This is a genomic window from Thermosporothrix sp. COM3, from assembly GCF_059696735.1.
Genome location: NZ_AP019376.1, coordinates 4,390,774 through 4,412,279 on the forward strand (window position 1 = coordinate 4,390,774; position 21,506 = coordinate 4,412,279).

Sequence of the window (21,506 nt, forward strand, 5' to 3'; positions counted from 1 at the left end):
TAGACAGGTGACTAAGAATAATCAAGCGCAGCGCTCCCCTCAATGACGAAGGATCCTCGATGGCGAAGGAAAAAAGCGCGCTGTGACCAATTCTCGTGATAACAGCCTCCTTTTCTTACCCTACTACTACTACTTTTACCAGGAGCCGTCATGAATACGGAACAAAAAAAGCGGTCGAAGGCCTCTGATGCAGCCGAAGCCAACAAGCCCGACGTCGCAAAGCTTGAAAACGAAGACAAAGACACCTTGTTGCAGTACTACACACAGATGGTACTGATCCGTCGTTTCGAGGAAAAATCGGGCGAGATGTACACAAAGGCTCGCATCGGTGGCTACTGTCACCTCAATCTGGGCGAAGAAGCCACAGTTGTCGGGTTCTCTCATGGTCTCGGCCCCGATGACTACGTGTATGCCAACTATCGCGAGCATGGCTACGCGATTTGCCGCGGCATCACACCGAAATCAGTCATGGCTGAACTGTTCGGTAAAGTAACTGGTTGTTCAAAAGGGCGTGGTGGCTCAATGCACCTGGCCGATGTCAGCCGCCATTTCATGGGTGGCTATGGCATTGTCGGAAACCAGATTCCTCTTGCCGTCGGCGCAGCGTTTGCCGTGAAGTACAAAGGGGGCAAAGAAGTTGTCGCCTGCCAGATGGGCGATGGCGCAACCAACGGCGGCCCATTCCATGAGTCTCTGAACATGGCAAAGATTTACAAGCTGCCAGTTGTCTTCTTTGTGGTCAACAACCAGTATGGTATGGGCACCCGCGTTGACGAGGGCTCCGCAGTGGCAGAGCTCTATCGCAAGGGTTGTGCCTATGATATGCATAGCGTGCGCGTTGATGGCACCGATGTGCTGGCAGTCCGCGACGCCATGCAAGAGGCGTGTCGTCTGGCACGCGAGGAGAGCGAGCCCAGCCTGATCGAAGCCGTGAGCTTCCGCTTCCGTGGTCATTCCGTGGTTGATCCAGACCGCTACCGCGATCGTGATGAGGTCCGCCGCCTGCGCGAGCAGTATGACCCCATCATGAAGTTTGAGAGCGTGCTGCGCGAAGCCGGTCTGCTCGACGACGCCAAAATCAATGAGATCGAGAAACAGGTTGAGCGGGAAGTTGAAGAGGCCGTCCAGTTTGCCGAAGAAAGTCCGTTCCCCGCTCTTGACACTCTCTATGATTACATCTATGCGGGCGAAAAATAAGGATCAGGGAAGGGACTAGATTCATGGCAGAAATCACATTCAGACAAGCGCTTAATGATACGTTGCGCGAAGAGATGAAGCGCGACGAAAATGTTTTCCTGCTCGGTGAAGAAATCGGCACCTTTGAGGGTTCATATAAGATTACCGCGGGCTTGCTCAAAGAGTTTGGCCCTCGCCGCGTCGTTGATACCCCGATTGCCGAGAACGGCTTCCTGGGGATGGCCGTTGGCGCAGCCATGCTTGGCCTGCGCCCGGTCGTTGAGATTATGACCATCAACTTTATTTTGATGGGTATTGACGAGATTATTAATCACGCCGCAAAGATACACTATATGTTCGGCGGTCAGTCTGCCGTTCCTATGGTCATTCGCACACCGGGAGGCGGCGGCCAGCAGCTCTCTGCTACCCACTCGCAGAATCTGGAAGTCCTCTTTGCTCATATCCCGGGACTAAAGGTCGTTGCTCCTTCTACCCCGGCAGACGCAAAGGGCCTGCTGAAAGCTTCCATTCGCGATGACAACCCCGTCCTCTTCCTGGAAAACCTGGCCCTCTATAATACAAAGGGTGAGGTCCCCTCGGGCGACTATACCACCCCTATTGGCAAGGCCAAAGTTGCCAAAGAGGGAAAGGATCTGACGGTCATCAGCTACTCGCGCATGACCTCAATTGCCGTTGATGTCGCCCATCGCATGGAAAAAGAAAACGGTCTCAGCATTGAGGTCGTTGACCTGCGTTCCTTGCGCCCACTCGATCGCGAAACACTGGTCAAGTCGGTTCAGAAGACGAATCGAGCCATTATCTTTGAAGAAGATTGGCGCTCCTACGGTATCGGTGCAGAAGTCGCCGCGACCTTACAGGAAGAGGCGTTTGATTATCTAGATGCCCCGATCAAGCGCGTTGCCAGCGTGGAAGTGCCACTTCCCTACTCTAAGCCGCTTGAGCTCTCTGCCCTGACTGGAGCCAAACAGTTGATCGAGGCGGTCAACGAACTCGCACCGCGCCGCAGAAGGAGATAAACAACATATGTCCGAAGTAAGCATGCCTCGCCTGAGTGACACGATGCAGGAAGGCACCATCACTCGCTGGCTCAAAAAAGCTGGCGACGAAGTGAAAAAGGGTGATATCCTGGCTGAAGTGGAAACCGACAAGGCAAATATGGAGATCGAAGCCTACGAGAACGGGATTTTGGAGCAAATCCTGATCCAGGAAGGCGAAACCGCCCCGATCGGGCAGGCTATCGCTATTATTGGCGATGGTTCCGGCGCGCAGAAGCCCGCCGCCACAGCCCCGCAAGTAGAGGCAAAAGCCGAAGAGCAGGCTCAGGCACCACAAAATGAGGAACCAGCCAGCCAGCCCGAGGCCCCGCAGGCACCCGCTGCGACAGCCACCCCGGTAGGCACCCGGATCAAGGTCTCACCTCTGGCCCGCCGTATGGCCGAAGAGCATGGCATTGAGCTTGCCCAGATCAAGGGTTCTGGCCCGGGTGGTCGCATCGTGCGTGACGATATCGAAGACTATCTTGAGCAACAACGCAAGGCTACACCCACAACTCAGGCACCAGCCGCACAGCCCGCGCCGCTCGCCGCCGCTCCCTCCTTCGCTCAGGCTCCAATCCCTGAGGATTCCGAGGTCGTCCAGATCTCGTCCGTGCAGAAGAAGATCGCTGGCCGCCTGCTTGAGTCGAAGCAGTATGTTCCGCACTTCTATGTCAGCAACGAGGTCGATATGACCGATGCCCTGGCACTCCGCCAGACATTGAATGCTGCCGCTGGCGAGGACGGCGTGAAGATCAGCGTCAATGATATGCTGATCAAGGCGGTCGCTCTGGCCCTGGAGAAGTTCCCCCAGGTCAACGCGTCTTACCGCGACGGTCAGTTCATTCTCCACAAGCATATTAACATCGGTATGGCCGTTGATGTCCCTAACGCGCTGGTCGTCCCGGTGGTGAAAGATGCCAATATTAAAGGCGTTCGCACCATTGCCCGCGAGACCAAAGCCTTGATCGAGAGAGCCCGCAATAACAAGCTCACCATCGCTGATCTGAGCGGCGGTACATTCTCCATTTCAAATCTTGGCATGATGGATGTGACCGGCTTCCAGGCGATCATCAACCCGCCCGAGGCCGCCATTCTGGCCGTTGCCTCCACACGCAAGACCTTTGTCCCGGTTGATGGACAGCCAGTTCTCCGCGACATTATGCCGCTGACAATCTCTGCTGACCACCGCATTCTGTATGGCGCAATGGTTGCTCGCTTCTTGCAGGAAGTGAAACGTCTGTTGCAGAATCCATACTCACTGCTTGGCTAAACAACGATTGCAGGGGGGCGCTATTCAGGGCGCCCCTTCTGTCCCCTTTCATGGCTCCCTCCCCGGCATCCCTCCCGCTCTTGCCTGCTACCGCTTCTACATGTTACAGTGAGGGAAGGACAGCATTCTATTCTCATATTTTGAGCAGGGAAAAGAGAGGACACGCTTTCATACACCGCTGGACATTCTCTTCAGGTCAACGTTTATCTATCCTGGAACGTTTTTTTTCTAACCTTTTCCTTCGGTACAGCGTATTAGACAATGAACACGTGTCTTCGCTTAGAAAAGAGGGTATCTCTATGAGCATACATTCCAATCAAGACCCAAATCAGGACCCTTACGGCTACGGAGGCTATAGCGGCGGATACAGTTCGCCTTCACAGAACCAGTCCAGTTCTCAGGATCCCTACGGGGAATACGCCAATCAGGAGACGGGAGGACAACAGCAGCAGCAACAACAGCAGCAGCGGGTGTATCAGCCACCACGCAGCGTCACAGCGCGTCACCAGGCTTACACCTCATCGGCAAGCGGCATGTCCGGGCGCAAGGCTGCCGTCTGGAGTTATGCGCTTGGCCCCTTCTCCGGAATTTACTTTCTGCTTAAGGAGCGGACAAACCAGTTTGTGCGTTTTGCGGCGGCTCAGTCAACCGTTTTCTCTCTGTCAGTCCTTATCATTTACCTTATCCTGACCCTTATTCCAAGCATTCCAGTACTTGGTTTTCTGCTCGGGCCGTTCCTTGCCTGTGTCACACCGCTCTTCCTGGGCGTTTCGGCGCTCCTGTGGATTCTCTTGATGTTTACATCCTATCGGGGTTCGCAGTTCCGCATTCCCTTCCTGGCCGATTTTGCCGAACGGTTAGCCGGGCGGCGCAGGTGAGGTTATACCAGAAGAAAAGAGGCGAGCCCTTACGAACTCGCCTCCTGTTTTGTTGCGCTAGACGCTGCAATATTGTTGAAAGGTCTTGGCAAACGCCATCACATTGGGGAAACGATCTTGCGGATCTTTTGCCAGTGCCTTTAACAGGACGGAGTTGACATAAGCAGGCACCATCGGATTGAACGCGCTTGGCGGCTGTGGTTGCATGTTCATATGCAGGTGCTTTAAGGTCTGCTCCGAGGTTCCCTGAAACAGAGGGCGCCCGGTCAGCAGCTCATAGATGATAGCCGCCAGCCCATACTGATCTGATGCCGGGGATGTCTGCCCTAGCCAGCGCTCCGGGGCTATATAGGGATACGCGTCGGCACTATGCGAGAAGAAAGAGCCATCCTGCGTGATTGCAAAGTCGGCCAGCAAAATATGCATCTTATCCAGGCTCTCGGCCTGCCCGCGAAGGAGCAAGTTCGACAACTTGAAGTTCTGATACGTCACCTGACGATTATGGACAAATTGTAGCGCATCTGCAAGCTGTAACAGAATCGGCAGAATCTCCTGTGAGGAGAACATGCGATTCTCCCCTCGCTGCCATAACCATTGTTTCAGCGATCCCTCCGCGCACAAAGGCATAGTTTTATAAATAAATGGAACGCCACTGATATAAGATTTGCCTGTATTCAACACGGGCAAAATATGCGGATGCTTTAAGGGATCTAGCAACTCTGCTTCCAACTCAAAAATATTGGACTCTTCTAGTTGCCCCTCCATCATTGCATAAGGAATCGCATTCGTCTGGTATGCCTTCAGCGCAATATCACGTTCCCGCAGGCGATCATAGGTCTGATACACATTTGCCCCTATCAATGTTCTGACACGATAGCGGCCCAGATCCTGCCCCTCAAGCGAGAGCGGCTGTATCTGTTTTGGTTGTGGCAACTGCTGACTATTCTCAAAACCAGAACGAGAGGGAATAGGTGCTGATGGCGTGAAAAGGGGCGCTGCCTCCTGTGTTCCAAGCTGCATGGCATCAGTCGTTACAAATGGCATTTGCTGCGGAAAAAGCGGCTCTGGTGTGGAGGGGGAAGGCGGCGTCAAGATCGGTGACGACTGCACTGGCATTCCATGCGGCTCCTGCGGACGAATCAACGAGATAGCAGGCGAGATCGCATGAAACGAATCCGAGTTCCCTCTGCTGCTTCCCGGTCGAGGTGGGATTGGCACTGTACGTTGAGACCGAAGTGCTGATGGAGGTCCCTGCTTGACCAGCAGGCGAATCAGGGGCACCTTACGATCATACCGCTGCTCGATCTGAGTCAACAAGCGCTGTAAAAAAAAGCGCTCATTCGCTTCGTCCTGACCTACAATCACGGCAAGTGGATTATATCCACCGCGCAAAAAAAGGGTGAAGGCATCGAGCGCCTTCGGGACGAGCACCGGTCGATACCGAGCCATAAATAGAACTCTTTCGATGTAGCGGGCGCGGGAATCCACTGCATCGATCACCAATACATGTTGTGCCACACTTCCCTGTATGCTTCCCGGCATACTCAGCTCTGTCTGCTCTATGCGTTGCAATAGAGAGAGTAAAGGAGTTTGAATGGCTTCAGGTTGCTCAAATGAAAACGGGATCTCGTGCGATTCTAGATTCATCATGGTCCTTTGCTCCTAACGTTCCTTGCTTGCGTCGCAAAATCGTCGGCTCCCCCTGGCTGGCAAATAGATTTGTGTACCCTTTGTCCCTTTCCCTACCTCACCGCACGTACCGCCCTGTTTTCTCTCCTCGCTTCCATCTCTATACATCAATATACGTCCCTTACGAATGCATTTTCCCCGCTCAACTCCACGCGTTTTCCTGTACAGGATGATACAGATAAACACAACATAAAATCAGTATACAATTAAAATCGTGTTTATGCACGTCTATTTATTCAGTTTCCTGATACTTTCTACAAAGTCCAGCTCTTCCCTCACTACCTATTCTAGTGGTTTAGCCCTTTTCTATTCCGCTCTTTCTTCTTCCCAATAATACCATACATTACCCTTAAATATCCATGATCTTATCATCTATAACGAGCTTTTTCCTCTTTAATCACACCCTCTTTTTCATCTACCGGTGCCCGAAAAAGTGGGAGGAGATAGCAAACAGCCATGCACTATCCCCTCGTGCATCTCTAACGGGTACTGATCCAGACTGTCTTGAGCTGGGTATAGGCATCAAGCACAGCATGGCCCATCTCACGACCATATCCGCTTTGTTTGTAGCCGCCAAATGGTGCGGCCGCATCAAACATATTGTACGTGTTCACCCAGACCACACCCGCCTTGAGCGTCGCAGCCATTCGATGCGCGATCTTGATATTGTTTGTCCAGACGCCCGCGGCAAGCCCATACATGCTTTTATTCGCTCGGGCCGCCAGTTCGTCCACACTTTCAAAAGGCAATGCGACAACAACCGGACCAAAAATCTCTTCACGCGCAATCGTCATATCATCATGTACGTGATCAAAAATGGTCGGTTGAAGAAAAAAGCCCTTTAACGTCTCGCTTTGTGGGCACTTGCCACCGGTTAGCAGCGTTGCCCCTTCCTCTTTGCCCCGCTCAATATAGGAGGCGACTCGTTGCCTCTGTTCCTCAGAGACCAACGGACCAAGCTCGGTATCGGGAGAGATGCCAGGCCCGATTTTCATCTGCTGGGCATACGAGCACAGGCCATCAACAACCTGCTCGTAGACCGATTGATGCACAAATAGGCGGCTCCCGGCTGTACAAACCTGCCCTTGATTGAAGAAGACCGCATTCATTGCCCCACGAATAGCATACTTCAAATCGGCATCCTGGAAGATAATGTTTGGCGACTTGCCACCCAGTTCCAGCGTCACCTTTTTCAGGTTACCCGCGCTGGCCTGCACGATCTTTCGCCCGACCTCGGTTGAACCGGTAAAGGCGATTTTATCCACGTCGGGGTGTGCTGCAAGGGCTGACCCGGCTGTTTCGCCAAAGCCCGGCACAATATTGACGACGCCTTCAGGAAAGCCCGCCGCGCAGATCAATTCACCGAGACGGAGCGCGGAAAGCGGCGTCTGTTCTGCCGGTTTTAAGACGCAGGTGTTGCCACAGGCCAGCGCCGGAGCGAGCTTCCATGCCGCCATCTGCAAGGGAAAATTCCAGGGGATAATCTGCCCGATCACGCCAAGCGGCTCACGCAGCGTATAGGTAAACATATTGGGAATAGAGACAGGGATTGTCTCCCCTTCCAGTTTCGTCGCCCACCCGGCAAAATAACGGAAATGATCCACGGCCAGCGGGACATCAACCGCACGAGCATATTTAATCGGTTTGCCGTTGTCCAGGGTTTCCAGCTCTGCAAACTCTTCCGCATGCTGCTCCAGCAGATCAGCCAGTTTCCAGAGCAATGCGCCGCGCTGAGAAGGGGTCATCTTCGGCCAGGCCCCGCTTTCAAAAGCGTTGCGAGCAGCAGCAACTGCACGATTAATATCTTCGCTTTCCCCTTCAGCAACCTCTGCCAGAACCTCACCGGTCGCAGGGTTAAGCGAAGAGAACGTCTTTCCGCTTGCCGCTTCCACCCATTCCCCACCAATCAACATTTTCACTGGCCTCTGTTGAAGAAATGCGTTTAGCACCTTGCTTGTTGTCATAGAAGAACCTCTCTGTTCTACGCTGATATCCCTTTCTCTTTTCCGATCTCCACAGTGGTACGGAACGCCAGAAACATCCTGCTATGCTTATAACAGATTCAGCCGCAAAGAGCAAGCGCCAGATCATTCTATATTGCTTTTGCAGCTCGCTCGACAGGCCAGAGCAGCATTTTTTGTATGCTGCAAAACTAACTACTAGATTTTTCTCACGAATCTAAGTAAAATAGATAATGCAACCTGAACATGAAGGTAGCTCTTTTTTTATGACAACATCTACGCATCGTTATTGCCCGCAATGTGGCGCGGCCAATGAGCCGTCAGCAAGCCACTGCTTCGCTTGCAATCACTCACTCATACAGGAACTGGAACGGCCCGAACAGATCGAAAGTAGCGATCATATTGTGTTGCACCATCTTTTTAAGGATCGCTATTATATTCTTGAACAGCTCGGGACCGGAGGCTTTGGCGCGGTCTATAAGGCCAGAGATACGCAGCAAGATGACAGGCTGGTCGCAATTAAAGAGATCAGGCTGGCAGGACTTTCCCCGCAGGAGGTCATCGATGCGACCGACGCATTCAACCGGGAAGTTCAGATCCTCTCAGACGTGCGGCATCCACAGATTCCCCGTCTCTATGCTCACTTTACCGACCCCTTGAACTGGTATCTTGTCATTGATTTTATTGAAGGGGAAACGATCATTGACCTGCGTAATAAAATCCCGGAGAAAAGACTACCGATCGAGCAGGTAATTCATATTGGTATTCAGGTGTGCTCTATTCTTGAATATTTGCACTCACAACAACCACCGATAATCTATCGCGATATCAAGCCAGATAACCTGATTCAGACGCCCTCAGGGACAATCTTTCTCATTGATTTCGGCGTTGCTCGACGCTACAAGCCCGGTAAGCCTCGTGATACCATCGCCTTCGGCTCTCCCGGCTATGCGGCACCTGAGCAATACGGCAGAGCCCAGACCACAGCCCGCTCTGACCTCTACAGCCTGGGGGCTACCCTGCACACGCTCCTGACCGGCATCGACCCAGAAGCAAACCCATTTCACTTTACATTGCCAGAGCTTCCCACACAATATGCCGAGCTGGCCCACCTGATCGAGCAGCTTGTCTCTCAGGACAGTGAACAGCGCCCCGAAAGCGCGGTAGAGGTAAAAGCGGCGCTGGAAAAACTGGCACAACAGGTACCCGTTCCCGGCCTGCTCACGCTCTCGACGAGGGGGGTGACCACCTGCATCTATCGACAACATCAGGCAGAGGTTCACGTACTCTCCTGGTCTCCTGATAGCAAGTACATCATCTCAGCAGCCAGCGAGGGAGCAGTGCATCTTTGGGAGGCCAACAGTGGGAAGAAGATGTATGAATATAAAGGCCACAGTGATCGCGTTACTGCAATCGCCTGGTCCCCAACCGGGGACTATATCGCTTCGGCCAGCCTTGACTACACGCTGCATATGTGGGCTCCTTACACCTCGTTCGCTACCTCACTTGCCCGAATTCTGGGCCTCAAGCGCTTTGTTCTGGAAAAATGGGAGCCCATTACCTGGGCTCTGGCATGGTCCCCGGACGGGAATCAACTGGCGGCAGGCGGAGAAAGCTGTCAGGTGAAAATCTGGGAGATGTCAGAGCTTAGATTGACCTCAACCTATGAAAAACACGCAGATACCGTGCTGGCTCTCGCGTGGTCCCCGGATCAAAGCTATATCGCCTCCGCAGGCAATGACGATACACTGCGCATCTGGTCTCCACACACCAACACGCAGAAATACACGCTTCGGCGTCCTGGCTCCCACGTTACTGCCCTGGCCTGGTCTCCCAATAGCCGCTTGCTCGCCTTTGGCTGGCAGCATCATCCCATCACCCTCTGTGACCATATCGGGCAGCAGACATATACGCTACCGCATAGCCCTCAGGACGGCGTTAACAGTCTGACCTGGTCGCCTGATGGGCGCTTTCTGGCAGCCAGCACCACGATTGAACGCTTCATTCGGGTGTGGGACATGACCACAATGCAGCTTATCTATACCTATGATCGGCACAATGGCCCGATTCGCGCCCTGGCCTGGTCTCCCGATGGTCGCTTTGTCGCTTCAGGAGGGCAGGATAAGCTAATCCATATCTGGCAGGCACACTGATCTATCACTGCCGGGAGTGGCGGTGACGTCCACTCCCTGTTCAATATGCCTATACAACCAGCTTACCCCCGAGTTGCGCCACCCAGTCCAGCGTATCCTGACAGCTCCATAGCTCAACAATTTGTCCATTCTCAATACGCACAAAATCCATCCCGGTCAGCGTTACCCGACGGCCTGTGGGAGCAAGCCCGGCAAATGATCCCCTATGAAGCGCTTCCAGCCGAAAGCGAAAGGCCACCATATCGCCCTCTCCTATCATATGCTCAACCTGATACCGAATGTCGGAGAAGGCGGCACGAAAAAGGCCAAGCGCATGCTTCACGCCAGCGGGTCCTCTCTCCTGTTCAGGGTGCATATGATCGATGAAATCGGGGGAAATAACAGTATCAACGATCGCCAGATCAGCGCCATTGTAGAGTTTCAAGTATTGCCAGACAAGGGCCTTATTTGCTTCGATGCTCATGTCGGTTATCCTCCCTCATTTCAGAGCTGCTTTCTTCAGCAATTACACGTCCTTGTGATAAAGACATCATAGCGCACTTGCTCCCCCTCTGGCTAGAGGAGCGACCGGGAATAATCGCGCCCGCCCTATTGTTCTCTTCTATGAAAAAGGCAATATATAAACCGGCATCGTCCGGCTTTTTTATGGAAAAAATTATCTTTTCTGGAGGAATATAGAGCATGCAGAAAGGGCAGGAAAAAGCTTCTGAAGAGGTTCTCCCCAAACAGTCTATTCCTCTGCTTTTCCAGCCATTCCAGCTCCGTGATATTCAACTCCGCAATCGCATTATGGTTGCCCCCATGTGCCAGTATTCGTCGGTTGACGGCTTTGCGAACGACTGGCACTTTGTTCATCTAGGAGGCTTCGCTATCGGAGGAGCGGCGCTGGTTATGACCGAAGCAACAGCCGTTGAGCCACGCGGGCGCATCTCGCCTCAGGACCTGGGTATTTACAAAGATGAGCATATTGAAGGGCTCAGTCGCATTACCCGCTTCCTCAAAGAGCAAGGAGCAGTTCCAGCGATTCAGCTTGCGCATGCTGGGCGCAAGGCCAGCACCTACCGCCCCTGGGCCCCGGAATATGGTGCTGTCCCGGAAGGGCAGGGAGGCTGGCAGCCAATCGCCCCAAGTGCTGAAGCCTTCTCAGCCGACCACGCTTATCCGCATGAGCTTACGCGCGAAGAGATTACTGAGATCGTGCAGGCATTCCAGAAAGGGGCACAACGGGCCCTCGCAGCAGGCTTCGAGGTGCTTGAGCTTCATGGAGCGCATGGCTATCTTATTCACGAGTTTCTGTCGCCGCTCTCAAACCACCGTACGGATGAATATGGCGGCAGTCTGGAAAACCGCATGCGCTTCTTGCTTGAAGTGGTTGACGCGACACGTGCGATTATGCCCGAGCGGCTTCCTCTGCTTGTCCGTCTATCCGCGACCGATTGGACAGAGAACGGGCTAACGGTTGAAGAAACCGCCCAGATCTCCAAAGCGCTAAAGCATCATGGCGTCGATCTTGTTGATGTCTCATCTGGCGGCAACGTCGCGACTGCGAAGATACCAACCGCGCCCGGTTATCAGGTTCCGCTCTCTGAGCATGTGCGTCGAGAAGCCGGGATTCCAACGGCAGCGGTCGGCCTGATTACGGAGCCCGAGCAGGCAAACGAGATTCTTGTTCAGGAACAGGCCGATATCATTGCACTGGGCCGCGTGCTATTGCGCGATCCTCATTGGCCACTTCGTGCCGCGCACGCCCTGCATTACGATATCGCATGGCCGAAACAATACGAACGAGCCAAACTTCCCCTTGTCCCTTAACAGTGAAGGAGCCACCTGACGGCAAAGGTGGCTCTTTTTTCTGCCTGGCTCCCTTCCCCCTGGATCACATAGCCAATATGGTGATATTTCTGATAGCGCTGTTCCCGCATCAACAGACACGTCCTTGAGTTCTTTCAGATGTCACAACAATGCCGCTTTCAAGGCCTCAGCAGTCCGCTGCTGATCCGTATATGTCCCGCCGAGGAGTTCCTTCACCAGCTCATCAACAATTCCAGCGTCATACAAACGCTTTGTGCTGCTGCTACATGTCCACCATCACAAGCCGATCCATACACGGACTCCCACTATTTTGCAATCGATGCCGCATTCACCACTCTTTCCGCCTCTTCCAATAGGGCAAATGTCCCTTTTCTTTACGCCACAAACAACGTAATATTGAAACAGTACTATCTCTAGAGAAAAACACAGGGTAGCAGACCGTGAATCAACGCCTATCTATAGCATTTAGCGCCTGGCTCAAAGAGCAACGGAAGAAATACAGGTTGACTCAGACTGAACTTGCCAGACGTATTCATTGTGCATCCATTACTATACGAAAAATAGAGGCAGGAGAGCGCCGCCCTTCGGCACAGCTTACGGAGCTTCTGGCCGACTACTTTGCCATCCCCATGCAGGAACGATACGCCTTTCTGCACTTTGCCCGCACTGATGAGCCACCACACTATTCGCTGCCTGAGCCCCGCTCGCTGCCGTTCTCTGTAGATGCAGCCGCCATCTATTTGATGGAAGCCAATACCGGTAGCGTCCTTGTCAATCAGAACGCACAGGAACCGCTCCCAATTGCCAGCACAACCAAGATCATGACCACACTGATCGCACTGGAACATGGCGATTTAGAGCAATGCATCACGATCCCACAGGAGACGACCGATCGAGTGCAGCGTTGTGGAGGCTACACTATCGGCCTTCGTGCCGGTGATCAACTCTCCCTCAAAGAACTCCTCTATGCCTTGATGCTGGCCTCAGGGGATGAGGTCGCCTTGATTATTGGGGAAGCGGTTGGCGGCACCCTCCCCGCATTTGTACGCCTGATGAACCAGTACGCCCAGCGCCTCGGGCTCAAAAAAACACACTATCTAACACCGGGGCTATCATTCATCCCGCACTGGCAATGAGCGCCGCCGGGGAACAGCACTACTCGACCGCCGAAGACCTGGTCCGACTCGCTCGCCATGCACAAACCAACCCGCTCTTCGCCCAGATCGTACAGTTACAGCGCTATCAGATCCACGAAACGGCCCTTCACCAAGCTTACACCTGGGAAACGACCAATTCTCTTTTAAGCAGTTATCCGGGAGCCACAGGGATTAAAACCGGCCATTCCACCGACGCAGGTTACTGTCTTGTATTCTCGGCAACCAGTGGTAAACATCATCTAATCGGGGCGATATTACAGGCAAGCGCCGGAGAACGCCGTGATCAAGATGCCCGGCGGCTCCTTGATTGGGGATTTCATGTGCTCACACAGCCATAAACTATCCTCTGCTTTACAGCAATGGTATGATAAGGGCAATTTATTTTGTTGTGCCTACAAGTGTAAGAAAGGATAGCAGGTGACAGTAGCATCAACCATCTCCCCTGATGCCCCTATTGATTTCCAACTCCATACTATCCATAGTGATGGCTGGTGGCACCCCGAAGAACTGATTGATTATCTGGTACAGGAAGGCTTTGCCATTGCAGCGATTACCGATCATGACCGTGTGGATACAATCGAGCAGGTTCAATACCTGGGCGCACAGCGAAACCTTCATATCCTGACAGCCGCCGAGTTCAGTGGTGAATGGAAAGGTATTTCGACAGATGTGCTCTGCTTCGGCTTTGACCCGCATAATCCTGCTCTGCGCGAGCTGAGTGATAGCCTACTCCGTCCCCTCTATATGAGGACGCGCCAGGCCTATATGACACTGCTCGAACGCGGCTATCGCTTCCCCCGGGAACAGGAGCTTCTGGCAAAGCGTGGCGGCGAGGTGCGCCTGCCAACTGATCTCGGATTGCTTCTCATCAAGCACGGCTACGTCGCCGATAAAGCGGAAGGGAGACGGCTTCTCGACGAACTGAACTGCGTCTGGAGCACAGTGCCGGTTGAACAGGTGATTGAAACGGTGCATCAGAGTGGCGGAGTTTGCCTGCTTGCACACCCGGGACGTGGTGGTGCATCCTTCTACTTTACCGAGGAGGCGCTTGACGAGCTTCGCGCCATTGCCCCTTTTGACGGGCTGGAAGCATTCTACCCTGCGCATTCCCCAGAAGATACCGCGTTCTTCCTGCGCTACGCTGAAAAGCATCAGCTTCTTGTCAGTGCGGGCTCCGACTCACACAGCCCGGCAGCACAGATGCCTATCAAATATCAGGCCCGACAGGCACGCGCTCTCCTCGAACGTCTTGGCTTCACATTCAATGCTGAATAGCTTCACAGAAAGCAACGGAGCATAAGGGCAAGATACGGTATAATACAAAGACACAAAAAGCCCGGGGATGCTCCCGGGCAAACCAGCATGACAGAAGGAGACCATATCGCCCTATGACACATCATCCCGCAATCGTCAGCGCGTTTCAATTCACCCCTGCCCAACAGGAGCGCATCCGCAAAGCAACAGGTATTGATATTCATTGCTTTGCCGATAACAACGACTATTTGCAAGCCCTGAAAGATGCTGAAATTGCCTGCGGCTTTATGCCCGCTAACGGGCGCGAACTAGCCCCTCGCCTTCGCTGGCTTCAGACGCCGTCGGCTGGTGTTGATTGGCTTCTCAAAAGCCCCCTCGCGGCCCCGGACAGCAACGTCATCATCACCACAGCCGCAGGCATTCACGCACAATGTATCGCCGAATATGTGTTCGGAAGTATGTTGATGTTCAACCGCTCGTGGCCTTCTCTTGTCATAATGCAGCGAGAACATCGCTGGCCGCCCTACGCAGAGGCGAACAAGCTCTTCCGTGGGCAGCAAGGTGGCACACCTGAGCTGGCGGACAGCACGCTTGGTATTATCGGTCTGGGAAGTATTGGTCGCCGTATCGCTCAGCTCGGGCGAGCTTTCGGCATGCATGTGATCGCGCTACGTCATTCTGCGCAACCGGGAACAGAAGATCCCGACGTCGACGAGCTCTATACTGGTGATCAGCTTCATGAGCTGCTCAGCCTCAGCGATTACGTTGTGCTCTCGGTCCCACTGACCCCCCGCACAGAAGGAATGATCGGTGAGCAGGAGCTCCGCGCCATGCGTCCTCATGCCTACCTGGTCAATATCGCTCGTGGCAAGGTCATTGACGAAGCAGCCCTGATTCGCGCGCTCAAAGAGGGCTGGATTGCGGGAGCAGGGCTTGATGTCACTGCACAGGAGCCGCCAGAGAAAGAGAATCCATTGTTTGATCTGCCAAACGTCATCCTGACGCCACATATTGCAGGCTCAACCGATCGCTATGGGGAGCGCCTTGCCTCGCTCTTCACCGATAATATTCATCGCTATCAGAACGGGCTGCCAATGCGCAACCGCTTCCGGCCTGACCGTAAGTACTAGGCTAATCTTCTCAGTCAGCCAGATAGTTCTGCTGGAATTCCAGCACCATGCTACACTGCTTCCAGAAACAGGATTACCCATGCTTTTAGAGCAGGAGAGGAAACCCCATCTCCTGCCCGCTTTATGGCCGCAGCTTTCCAAAACGATACAGGGTATAGAGATCGAAATACCAGAAAACTGACCGCCTGTGTCCGGGGTCTATGCATCACATCAGTGTTGCACACCCACGCGCTTTCTTTTTTCTGATCCCTGGTGAAGGTGGCAGGTACTTTTATTCCAATCTTTACAGGACAAAAGACGGAGTTCAAGAGAAGAGCTGTTCTATGCCTCCCATATCACAGCAAGAACTGGTATCATAGCATCATGCTCCGGCATAGAAACAGCACTGCCGCCACAAGAAGCGTGAAGGAGTTTCACATCATCATGAAATGGTTCTTGGGAAAGAAGTCAACACCAATCGAGAAACGCCCCGATGGAAGAGATCGCCTTCCTCCCGGTCAGCACTTGACACGTAAATGGCCAGTCCTAACCTTCGAGAGCACGCCTTCCAGCCTACCTTCTGACTGGCGCTTTCGAGTTTCAGGTCTGGTTGAAAATCCGCTCGAACTGACATGGGAAGAGTTCCTGCAACTGCCCCATACAACGGTTACCGCCGATTTCCATTGCGTTACCTTATGGAGCCGCTACAATAACACCTGGGAAGGGATTCATATCCGCGAGATCCTCCAACGTGTACGTCCCCTGCCTGAGGCACAGTATGTCATGGCCCACTGCTGGACAGGATATACCACCAATATACCGCTCACAGCCCTTGATGACGACGACGTTTTGATCGCGCTGAAACATGATGGCAAGCCTCTGACGCCTGAACATGGGGGCCCGGTCCGGCTAATTGTACCCAAACTCTACGGCTATAAAAGCGCAAAATGGTTAGACGGATTTGAATTTATGGAGCACGATAAGCCCGGCTTCTGGGAAACCAGAGGCTATCATAACAGTGGCGATCCCTGGAAAGAAGAGCGCTACTGGTAAACATCCGATAGAGGATCGAGGTTCCTTCCCGGAGCAGCGCAACGCTCAAGTCAGCATGCATACAAGCCGTCACGGGGTGATGCCCCATAGCGGCACCTGTCCAGAAGCGTTTAACGAGGGGTACCTGTACATGAAAAGAAGCAAAGCATAGATAGGATCCTCTATCAAGCGGTACTCGCGTTCTCTCCTCAGAGATCGCATATGCTCCTTTTATTCCCGGGTATAAGCTCGGGGCTTTCTGAAACATTTCGAGCAATAGACAACATGATAGACAACAAAGAGAGTCGCTCAGTCGGCAAAAGGAGATAGCATGGAGTATCAGAACGTCGACTTTTTGTCCCGGGGGGATCGCTGTGCCGCACGGCTGTATCTCCCCAACCACACACAACCGCTTCCCTGCGTGATTCTCGGGCATGGGCTTGGAGCGACCAGTGATATGCGCCTTGATGCCTATGCAACACGTTTTGCCACGCTTGGTCTGGCTGCGCTGGTCTTCGACTATCGTGGGTTCGGGGAAAGCGCAGGCTCCCCTCGCCAGATTGTCGACATCAAGGGGCAACTGGCCGATTGGAGAGCCGCCATTCGCTACGCACGCAGCAACCTGGCGCTTGATCCAGAACGCATTATTTTATGGGGAACCTCGTTTTCAGGGGGACATGTCCTGCGCATCGCCGCGGAGGACTCGCGCATTGCCGCCGTCATCAGCCAGATTCCATTCACCGACGGTCTGACAACCCTCACCATGTACAGTCCGCTTCGCTCGCTTCAGTTGCTCGTGGCAGCTCTTCGCGATTATGGTCACCACATTCTAGGTCGGGAACCGCACTATATCACCACAGTTGGCAAGGTGGACGAGCTGGCCATGCTGGCAACCCCGGGTGCATTCGAGCGCTATCAGGAGATGCTACCGGCAGGTTATCGCTATCCCAATCATATCGCGGCCCGTATCAATCTGACCCTGCCGTTTTACCGTCCGATTCAGCAGGCGCAGCATATCCGCTGTCCGGTGCTTCTCTGTATTTGTGAACAGGATCGCATTACTTCGCCACAGGCCGCGATAAAGACCGCACGCCGTATTCCTGCCGCCGAAGTCCGCACCTACCCGGGCGACCATATTGACATCTATCACGAGCCACTTTTCTCACAGGTGCTCAATGATCAATGCGACTTTCTCAGCCGGCATGGGCTGACCACAGCGTAACAGCGAGACAAAAAGAGGCGCAGCCCCTGTTGCCGCGCCTCTCAGACCTCTATTTTTCCAAAGTACTTTTACTGTTTCTCTCGCCATCATAGGACAACAGGATACGCTTGCCATCGAACACCGTCTCCAGGTGCACAGGACGGCCCCACAGATGATAGATATGCTGCAAGGTCTTCTCCGCGTACGGCATATCGAGATCCTGTCCCTCATGCATATGCTTCAGGTAGAGCTCGCGGTTCCCTCGATAGTCCCCATCATCGACCACAATGTAGGGATACCCGAAGTTCGTCATATTGGAAACGATGGTATCGCGAACCTTGCGCCAGTCCTTTTCAACAATCACCCACTCATCGCCCTCTTTCTTGTAGAGGTAGAGGTCCAGATCCTTGACCAGATCCTCGGTCAGGTAATTGCGCAAGAACGAGACATCATTATCCAGTTCACGCACCTCGAAGAGCTTCTCACGCCCCTTGCCGGGCTGGCGACCCAGACGTTCCCGCTCCTCGCGGGTTGGATTATCCCAACGCCGTTCAATATCTTCGAGGATCTTAAAGCCAATATAATAGGGATTCAGCGACGTTCGTGAGGGTGACAGCACCGAAGAATGCAACTGAGCAAACTCGATCGTCTCCGCATCAGAAATCACGTTTTGCTCTCCCAACGCCCGCATAATGCGCGCATGCCAGAAACTATTATGGTGCAACATACCATTTGCAATGTAGCGATGCGACCGCTGTACTGTGATATCATAGACATCTGCCACGGTTCGCTCGATACGCACTACCTCATCAAATGGAGCTTCATCGGGCGCATTGCGCAGATAGGTTTGAACCTCCTGCACGTGCGTTAGCCCGATTGCCTCCGCGAACACGCGAGACGAGTTACCGGTTATGCGCAGTATCGCCCCATCACGCCACGAGAGCGCTCCATAGTTGAGCAGGATGCACTGAAGCGTGCGCGCTGCCTGCTCCGAGGGTGCCGTCAATACAAGCCCTTCAGAAATCTGCCCGGTCAGCGCGAAGCAGGCTTTCAGGAACGCGTTGACTACCAGCCGGGGAGAACGCAGAATGACCTCGGGCACCCCGTTCTGCATCTCAAGCGAGTGTACCAGTTCCAGCGCCTCAGGCGAGCGGAAGACACTATACCAGCGATTGGTCTCCGGTCCCGTGAAATGAATGGTCTCCGGATCAACCGAGAACAGCGTGGTCACCAGTTCCACATAGCGTCTGGCAACTGCTTCATCCTGACAGGTAAAGCAGACCCGCCCCGTTAGCGGATCCACCCTGCCGCCATAGCAGAGATAGCCCAGAAACTCGGCAAACCCGGCAGTAACCGTTGTCGGCAGACCGAGAACAGCGGTCTGTGTGCCTCCTTGCCGAGCGACCAGCCGGGGTGCGCTTCCCGACAGAGCCACCTCTTCCTGTGGCCAGATGTTTTCTCCCACTGCCAGAGGAACACGCTGTCCTACGCGCACCGATTGAAGCGACATCCACTGCTCGGGGCCAACACTCAGCTTATGCTCCTCAGCTCCCTCCAGCACCAGCCCACGGCGTGTATGGAGCCGAATGACCGGGGCATTGCGACGCACATGACGATCAGTGATTCGATCGCAGATGCCCTCACCGCTCGCTACCTGCACCGTTTGCCCCCGAGCGAGGAGCCGATGCAGAGCATCATAGCGCATCAGGCCATACTCTGTCTGGACCAGACTATCTGCCACAAGACAGGCCCACCCCTCATTCATAATCTTGGTCTGCATCTGTGGCACAAAGTACAACATTTCCTGCCGCACGATTTCCAGAATATCGCGCTGCCAGGGCTGCAAGTACGGTGCATGATTGATCAGGAAGAGCATAATATCTTTCTCGGGCTTCTCAGGGAATCTGGGCGGTTTTCCAGGGCGCATACTGCGCTCTTCCTCGGCCCGTTCGGCCCGCTCATCGAGGTTCCAGAGATCATCATACTCGGTAGTCCGCATTACAGCATTGCTCGGCTTTGACTCCCCCCCTTCACGGCGCAGGAGCAGGTTATAGTCAACATGCTCCTGAATCGCTAATGCCGCATCGAGGAAGCGTTCGACCTCTTCGCGTCCATGATCGAACTCATATTTCGCAATCCGTTCAGCATGAATACTGGCCTTATCAATCATGCGCCGTGAGGTATGCTGAAAGTAGACATTATTCTTGAAGAAGTCGGTATGGCCGAACACGTGTGCGGCAACAAAGGTATTTTGCAGGAGATTGTTCATCTCCATCAAGAAGGCATAACTGGGATTGGTGTTTACCACCATCTCATAGATCTTGCTCAAACCGAGGTCATACTGCATCTTCTGACGATAGTATGCCTTCCCGTGTGTCCAGTGACTGAAGCGGCCCGGCAGCCCATAGGATGCAAACTCATACATGATCGAGGCTGGAACCATCTCAAAATGAGTCGGGAACGGATCAAGTCCGAATTTGTGAGCTTGCTCCCAGGCAGCATCGATCGCATCACGCAATCGCTCAAGATCGCTATTGGAATCAAAGCCGATCATAGCATACTCTCCTTACACGATTACCGGGAAGCCTCCCGGAGAGCCAAAAGTACTCTAGCGGGAGGGAACAGGGTCACGTTGAGCAAAGAACTTACGCAAAGCGGGGTAAACATCCTTTTTATCAGAAATGGTTACAGCGATAAACTTCTTGTCGTTTATCTTGCTATAAGCCGACATGAGCGTACTGGGAGAACGATAATGGCCTTCACGAATCTCACCATAGCCAAAGATGTTGCACTGCGCCATCAGGCGCTGCACGAGCTGCACACAGCGGTCATTATCCCAGGGCAGGTTATCCCCATCAGAGAAGTGAAAGGGATAAATGTTCCAGTCCTGCGGGTTATACCGCTCCTGAATGATCTTCAGGGCCAGTTCATACGCCGAGGAAACCTGTGTGCCGCCACTCTCGCCTTTATGGAAAAACTCCTCTTCCGTCACCTCACGCGCCTCGGTATGGTGACTGATAAAGACGATCTGTACATTGTTATACTTTGTGCGCAAAAAGCGGACCATCCAGAAGTAGAAGCTCCGCGCAATGTATTTCTCAAATTCGCCCATTGAGCCCGAAACGTCCATCATCGCCAGCACGACCGCATTGGACTGATAGCGGATGGTTGGCTCCCAGACTTTAAAGCGCAGGTCTTCGGTTTTAATATCTTTAAAGCGTGGCTCGCCTTTTGCGGCATTGCGCTTGATGTTTTCCAGGATCGTGCGTTTTTTATCCAGATTGGGCATCGGGCCTTTTTTACGCACATCAGTGAAGCGAACGGCGTCGGTCTGCATTTCCTGCTGGCGCTTCTCCTCAAGGTTCGGGAGACTCAGATCCTCAAAGATAAGCTGTGCCAGTTCCTCGATAGAGATTTCCGCCTCATAATAGTCATAGCCAGGATCTTTGCCGGCATCGCCCTTTTTCCCCTTGCCCTGTTTTGGTTCCTGGGCAACCACATCGCCAACCTTACTCTTTCCGTTCCCCTGCCCGGCATGCGTCTGGCGGCCAGGATCAAAGCGAAAGCGATATTCTTCAAGGGAGCGAATAGGAATGCGAACTGTTTTCTTGCCGTCCGAGAGGATGATGCTTTCCTCGCTAACAATCTCCCCCAGATTTTTCTTGACTGCCTCGCGGATCTTCTCTTTATGGCGCTCCTGATCTACCTGCCCTTTGCGGTGCAAAGACCAATCATGCTGAGAAACAGACATCGTCT

The 21,506-nt window shown here is 53.5% G+C and carries 17 protein-coding genes; 12 read left to right on the top strand and 5 right to left on the bottom strand.

Features of this window, described 5'->3' with window-relative positions:
- Nucleotides 1–150: 150 nt before the first annotated feature.
- From pdhA to KTH_RS18625, 4 genes are all read left to right on the top strand, one after another.
- Entirely contained in the window at nt 151–1,197 is a 1,047-nt protein-coding gene (gene pdhA / locus KTH_RS18610) for a pyruvate dehydrogenase (acetyl-transferring) E1 component subunit alpha (protein WP_111318848.1), read from the top strand.
- 23 nt (nt 1,198–1,220) lie between these two features.
- The gene (locus tag KTH_RS18615) at nt 1,221–2,213 is read left to right on the top strand and encodes an alpha-ketoacid dehydrogenase subunit beta (protein WP_497620450.1); all 993 of its coding nucleotides are present in this window, start codon (nt 1,221–1,223) and stop codon (nt 2,211–2,213) included.
- A 7-nt stretch (nt 2,214–2,220) separates the two neighbouring features.
- Nucleotides 2,221–3,504 (top strand): dihydrolipoamide acetyltransferase family protein, encoded by a 1,284-nt coding sequence (locus tag KTH_RS18620; protein ID WP_497620452.1) that lies wholly within the window; start codon nt 2,221–2,223, stop codon nt 3,502–3,504.
- Nucleotides 3,505–3,803: 299 nt separating this feature from the next.
- Complete coding sequence (locus KTH_RS18625; protein ID WP_497620454.1) at nt 3,804–4,382, top strand: DUF4870 domain-containing protein; 579 nt, start codon at nt 3,804–3,806, stop codon at nt 4,380–4,382.
- Nucleotides 4,383–4,439: 57 nt separating this feature from the next.
- On the opposite strand, the gene KTH_RS18630 is transcribed toward KTH_RS18625, so the two are convergent.
- Both KTH_RS18630 and KTH_RS18635 read right to left on the bottom strand, forming a co-directional pair.
- Nucleotides 4,440–6,032 carry a serine/threonine-protein kinase gene (locus tag KTH_RS18630; RefSeq protein WP_111318856.1) on the bottom strand — a complete coding sequence of 531 codons (1,593 nt, stop codon included), beginning with the start codon at nt 6,030–6,032 and terminating at the stop codon, nt 4,440–4,442.
- A gap of 518 nt (nt 6,033–6,550) precedes the next feature.
- Nucleotides 6,551–8,035 (bottom strand): aldehyde dehydrogenase family protein, encoded by a 1,485-nt coding sequence (locus tag KTH_RS18635; RefSeq protein ID WP_111318858.1) that lies wholly within the window; start codon nt 8,033–8,035, stop codon nt 6,551–6,553.
- Between the two features lie 263 nt (nt 8,036–8,298).
- Between KTH_RS18635 and KTH_RS18640 the strand changes: the two genes are divergently transcribed.
- Nucleotides 8,299–10,185, top strand: a complete 1,887-nt coding sequence (locus KTH_RS18640) for a serine/threonine-protein kinase (protein WP_170142322.1) — start codon at nt 8,299–8,301, stop codon at nt 10,183–10,185.
- A gap of 49 nt (nt 10,186–10,234) precedes the next feature.
- Here KTH_RS18640 and KTH_RS18645 read toward each other — a convergent pair whose 3' ends face one another.
- Nucleotides 10,235–10,648, bottom strand: a complete 414-nt coding sequence (locus KTH_RS18645; RefSeq protein WP_111318862.1) for an ester cyclase — start codon at nt 10,646–10,648, stop codon at nt 10,235–10,237.
- Between the two features lie 218 nt (nt 10,649–10,866).
- On the opposite strand from KTH_RS18645, the gene KTH_RS18650 reads away from it, so the two are divergent.
- The 7 genes from KTH_RS18650 to KTH_RS18680 all read left to right on the top strand — a co-directional run bounded on the left by KTH_RS18650 (nt 10,867) and on the right by KTH_RS18680 (nt 17,771).
- Nucleotides 10,867–11,997, top strand: coding sequence for an NADH:flavin oxidoreductase/NADH oxidase (locus KTH_RS18650; protein ID WP_111318866.1), 1,131 nt, complete (start codon nt 10,867–10,869; stop codon nt 11,995–11,997).
- A 440-nt stretch (nt 11,998–12,437) separates the two neighbouring features.
- Nucleotides 12,438–13,133: a helix-turn-helix domain-containing protein gene (locus tag KTH_RS18655; RefSeq protein ID WP_111318868.1), complete on the top strand. Its 696-nt coding sequence runs from the start codon at nt 12,438–12,440 to the stop codon at nt 13,131–13,133.
- Entirely contained in the window at nt 13,130–13,492 is a 363-nt protein-coding gene (locus tag KTH_RS18660; RefSeq protein WP_111318870.1) for a D-alanyl-D-alanine carboxypeptidase family protein, read from the top strand. Before KTH_RS18655 ends, KTH_RS18660 begins: the two co-directional genes overlap by 4 nt.
- Nucleotides 13,493–13,571: 79 nt before the next feature.
- A complete protein-coding gene (locus KTH_RS18665; protein ID WP_111318872.1) occupies nt 13,572–14,429 on the top strand; it encodes a PHP domain-containing protein in 858 nt (285 codons plus the stop codon).
- Between the two features lie 113 nt (nt 14,430–14,542).
- Entirely contained in the window at nt 14,543–15,538 is a 996-nt protein-coding gene (locus tag KTH_RS18670) for a D-2-hydroxyacid dehydrogenase (RefSeq protein ID WP_111318874.1), read from the top strand.
- Between the two features lie 423 nt (nt 15,539–15,961).
- Nucleotides 15,962–16,570 (top strand): sulfite oxidase-like oxidoreductase, encoded by a 609-nt coding sequence (locus KTH_RS18675; RefSeq protein WP_111318876.1) that lies wholly within the window; start codon nt 15,962–15,964, stop codon nt 16,568–16,570.
- A 310-nt stretch (nt 16,571–16,880) separates the two neighbouring features.
- Nucleotides 16,881–17,771 (top strand): alpha/beta hydrolase, encoded by an 891-nt coding sequence (locus KTH_RS18680; RefSeq protein ID WP_111318878.1) that lies wholly within the window; start codon nt 16,881–16,883, stop codon nt 17,769–17,771.
- Between the two features lie 49 nt (nt 17,772–17,820).
- Here the strand turns inward: KTH_RS18680 and KTH_RS18685 are convergent, their stop codons facing one another.
- Together KTH_RS18685 and yhbH are read right to left on the bottom strand one after the other, a co-directional pair.
- Nucleotides 17,821–20,304 carry a SpoVR family protein gene (locus KTH_RS18685; RefSeq protein WP_111318880.1) on the bottom strand — a complete coding sequence of 828 codons (2,484 nt, stop codon included), beginning with the start codon at nt 20,302–20,304 and terminating at the stop codon, nt 17,821–17,823.
- 54 nt (nt 20,305–20,358) lie between these two features.
- Nucleotides 20,359–21,501 carry a sporulation protein YhbH gene (gene yhbH / locus KTH_RS18690; RefSeq protein ID WP_111318882.1) on the bottom strand — a complete coding sequence of 381 codons (1,143 nt, stop codon included), beginning with the start codon at nt 21,499–21,501 and terminating at the stop codon, nt 20,359–20,361.
- Between the last annotated feature and the right edge of the window lie 5 nt (nt 21,502–21,506).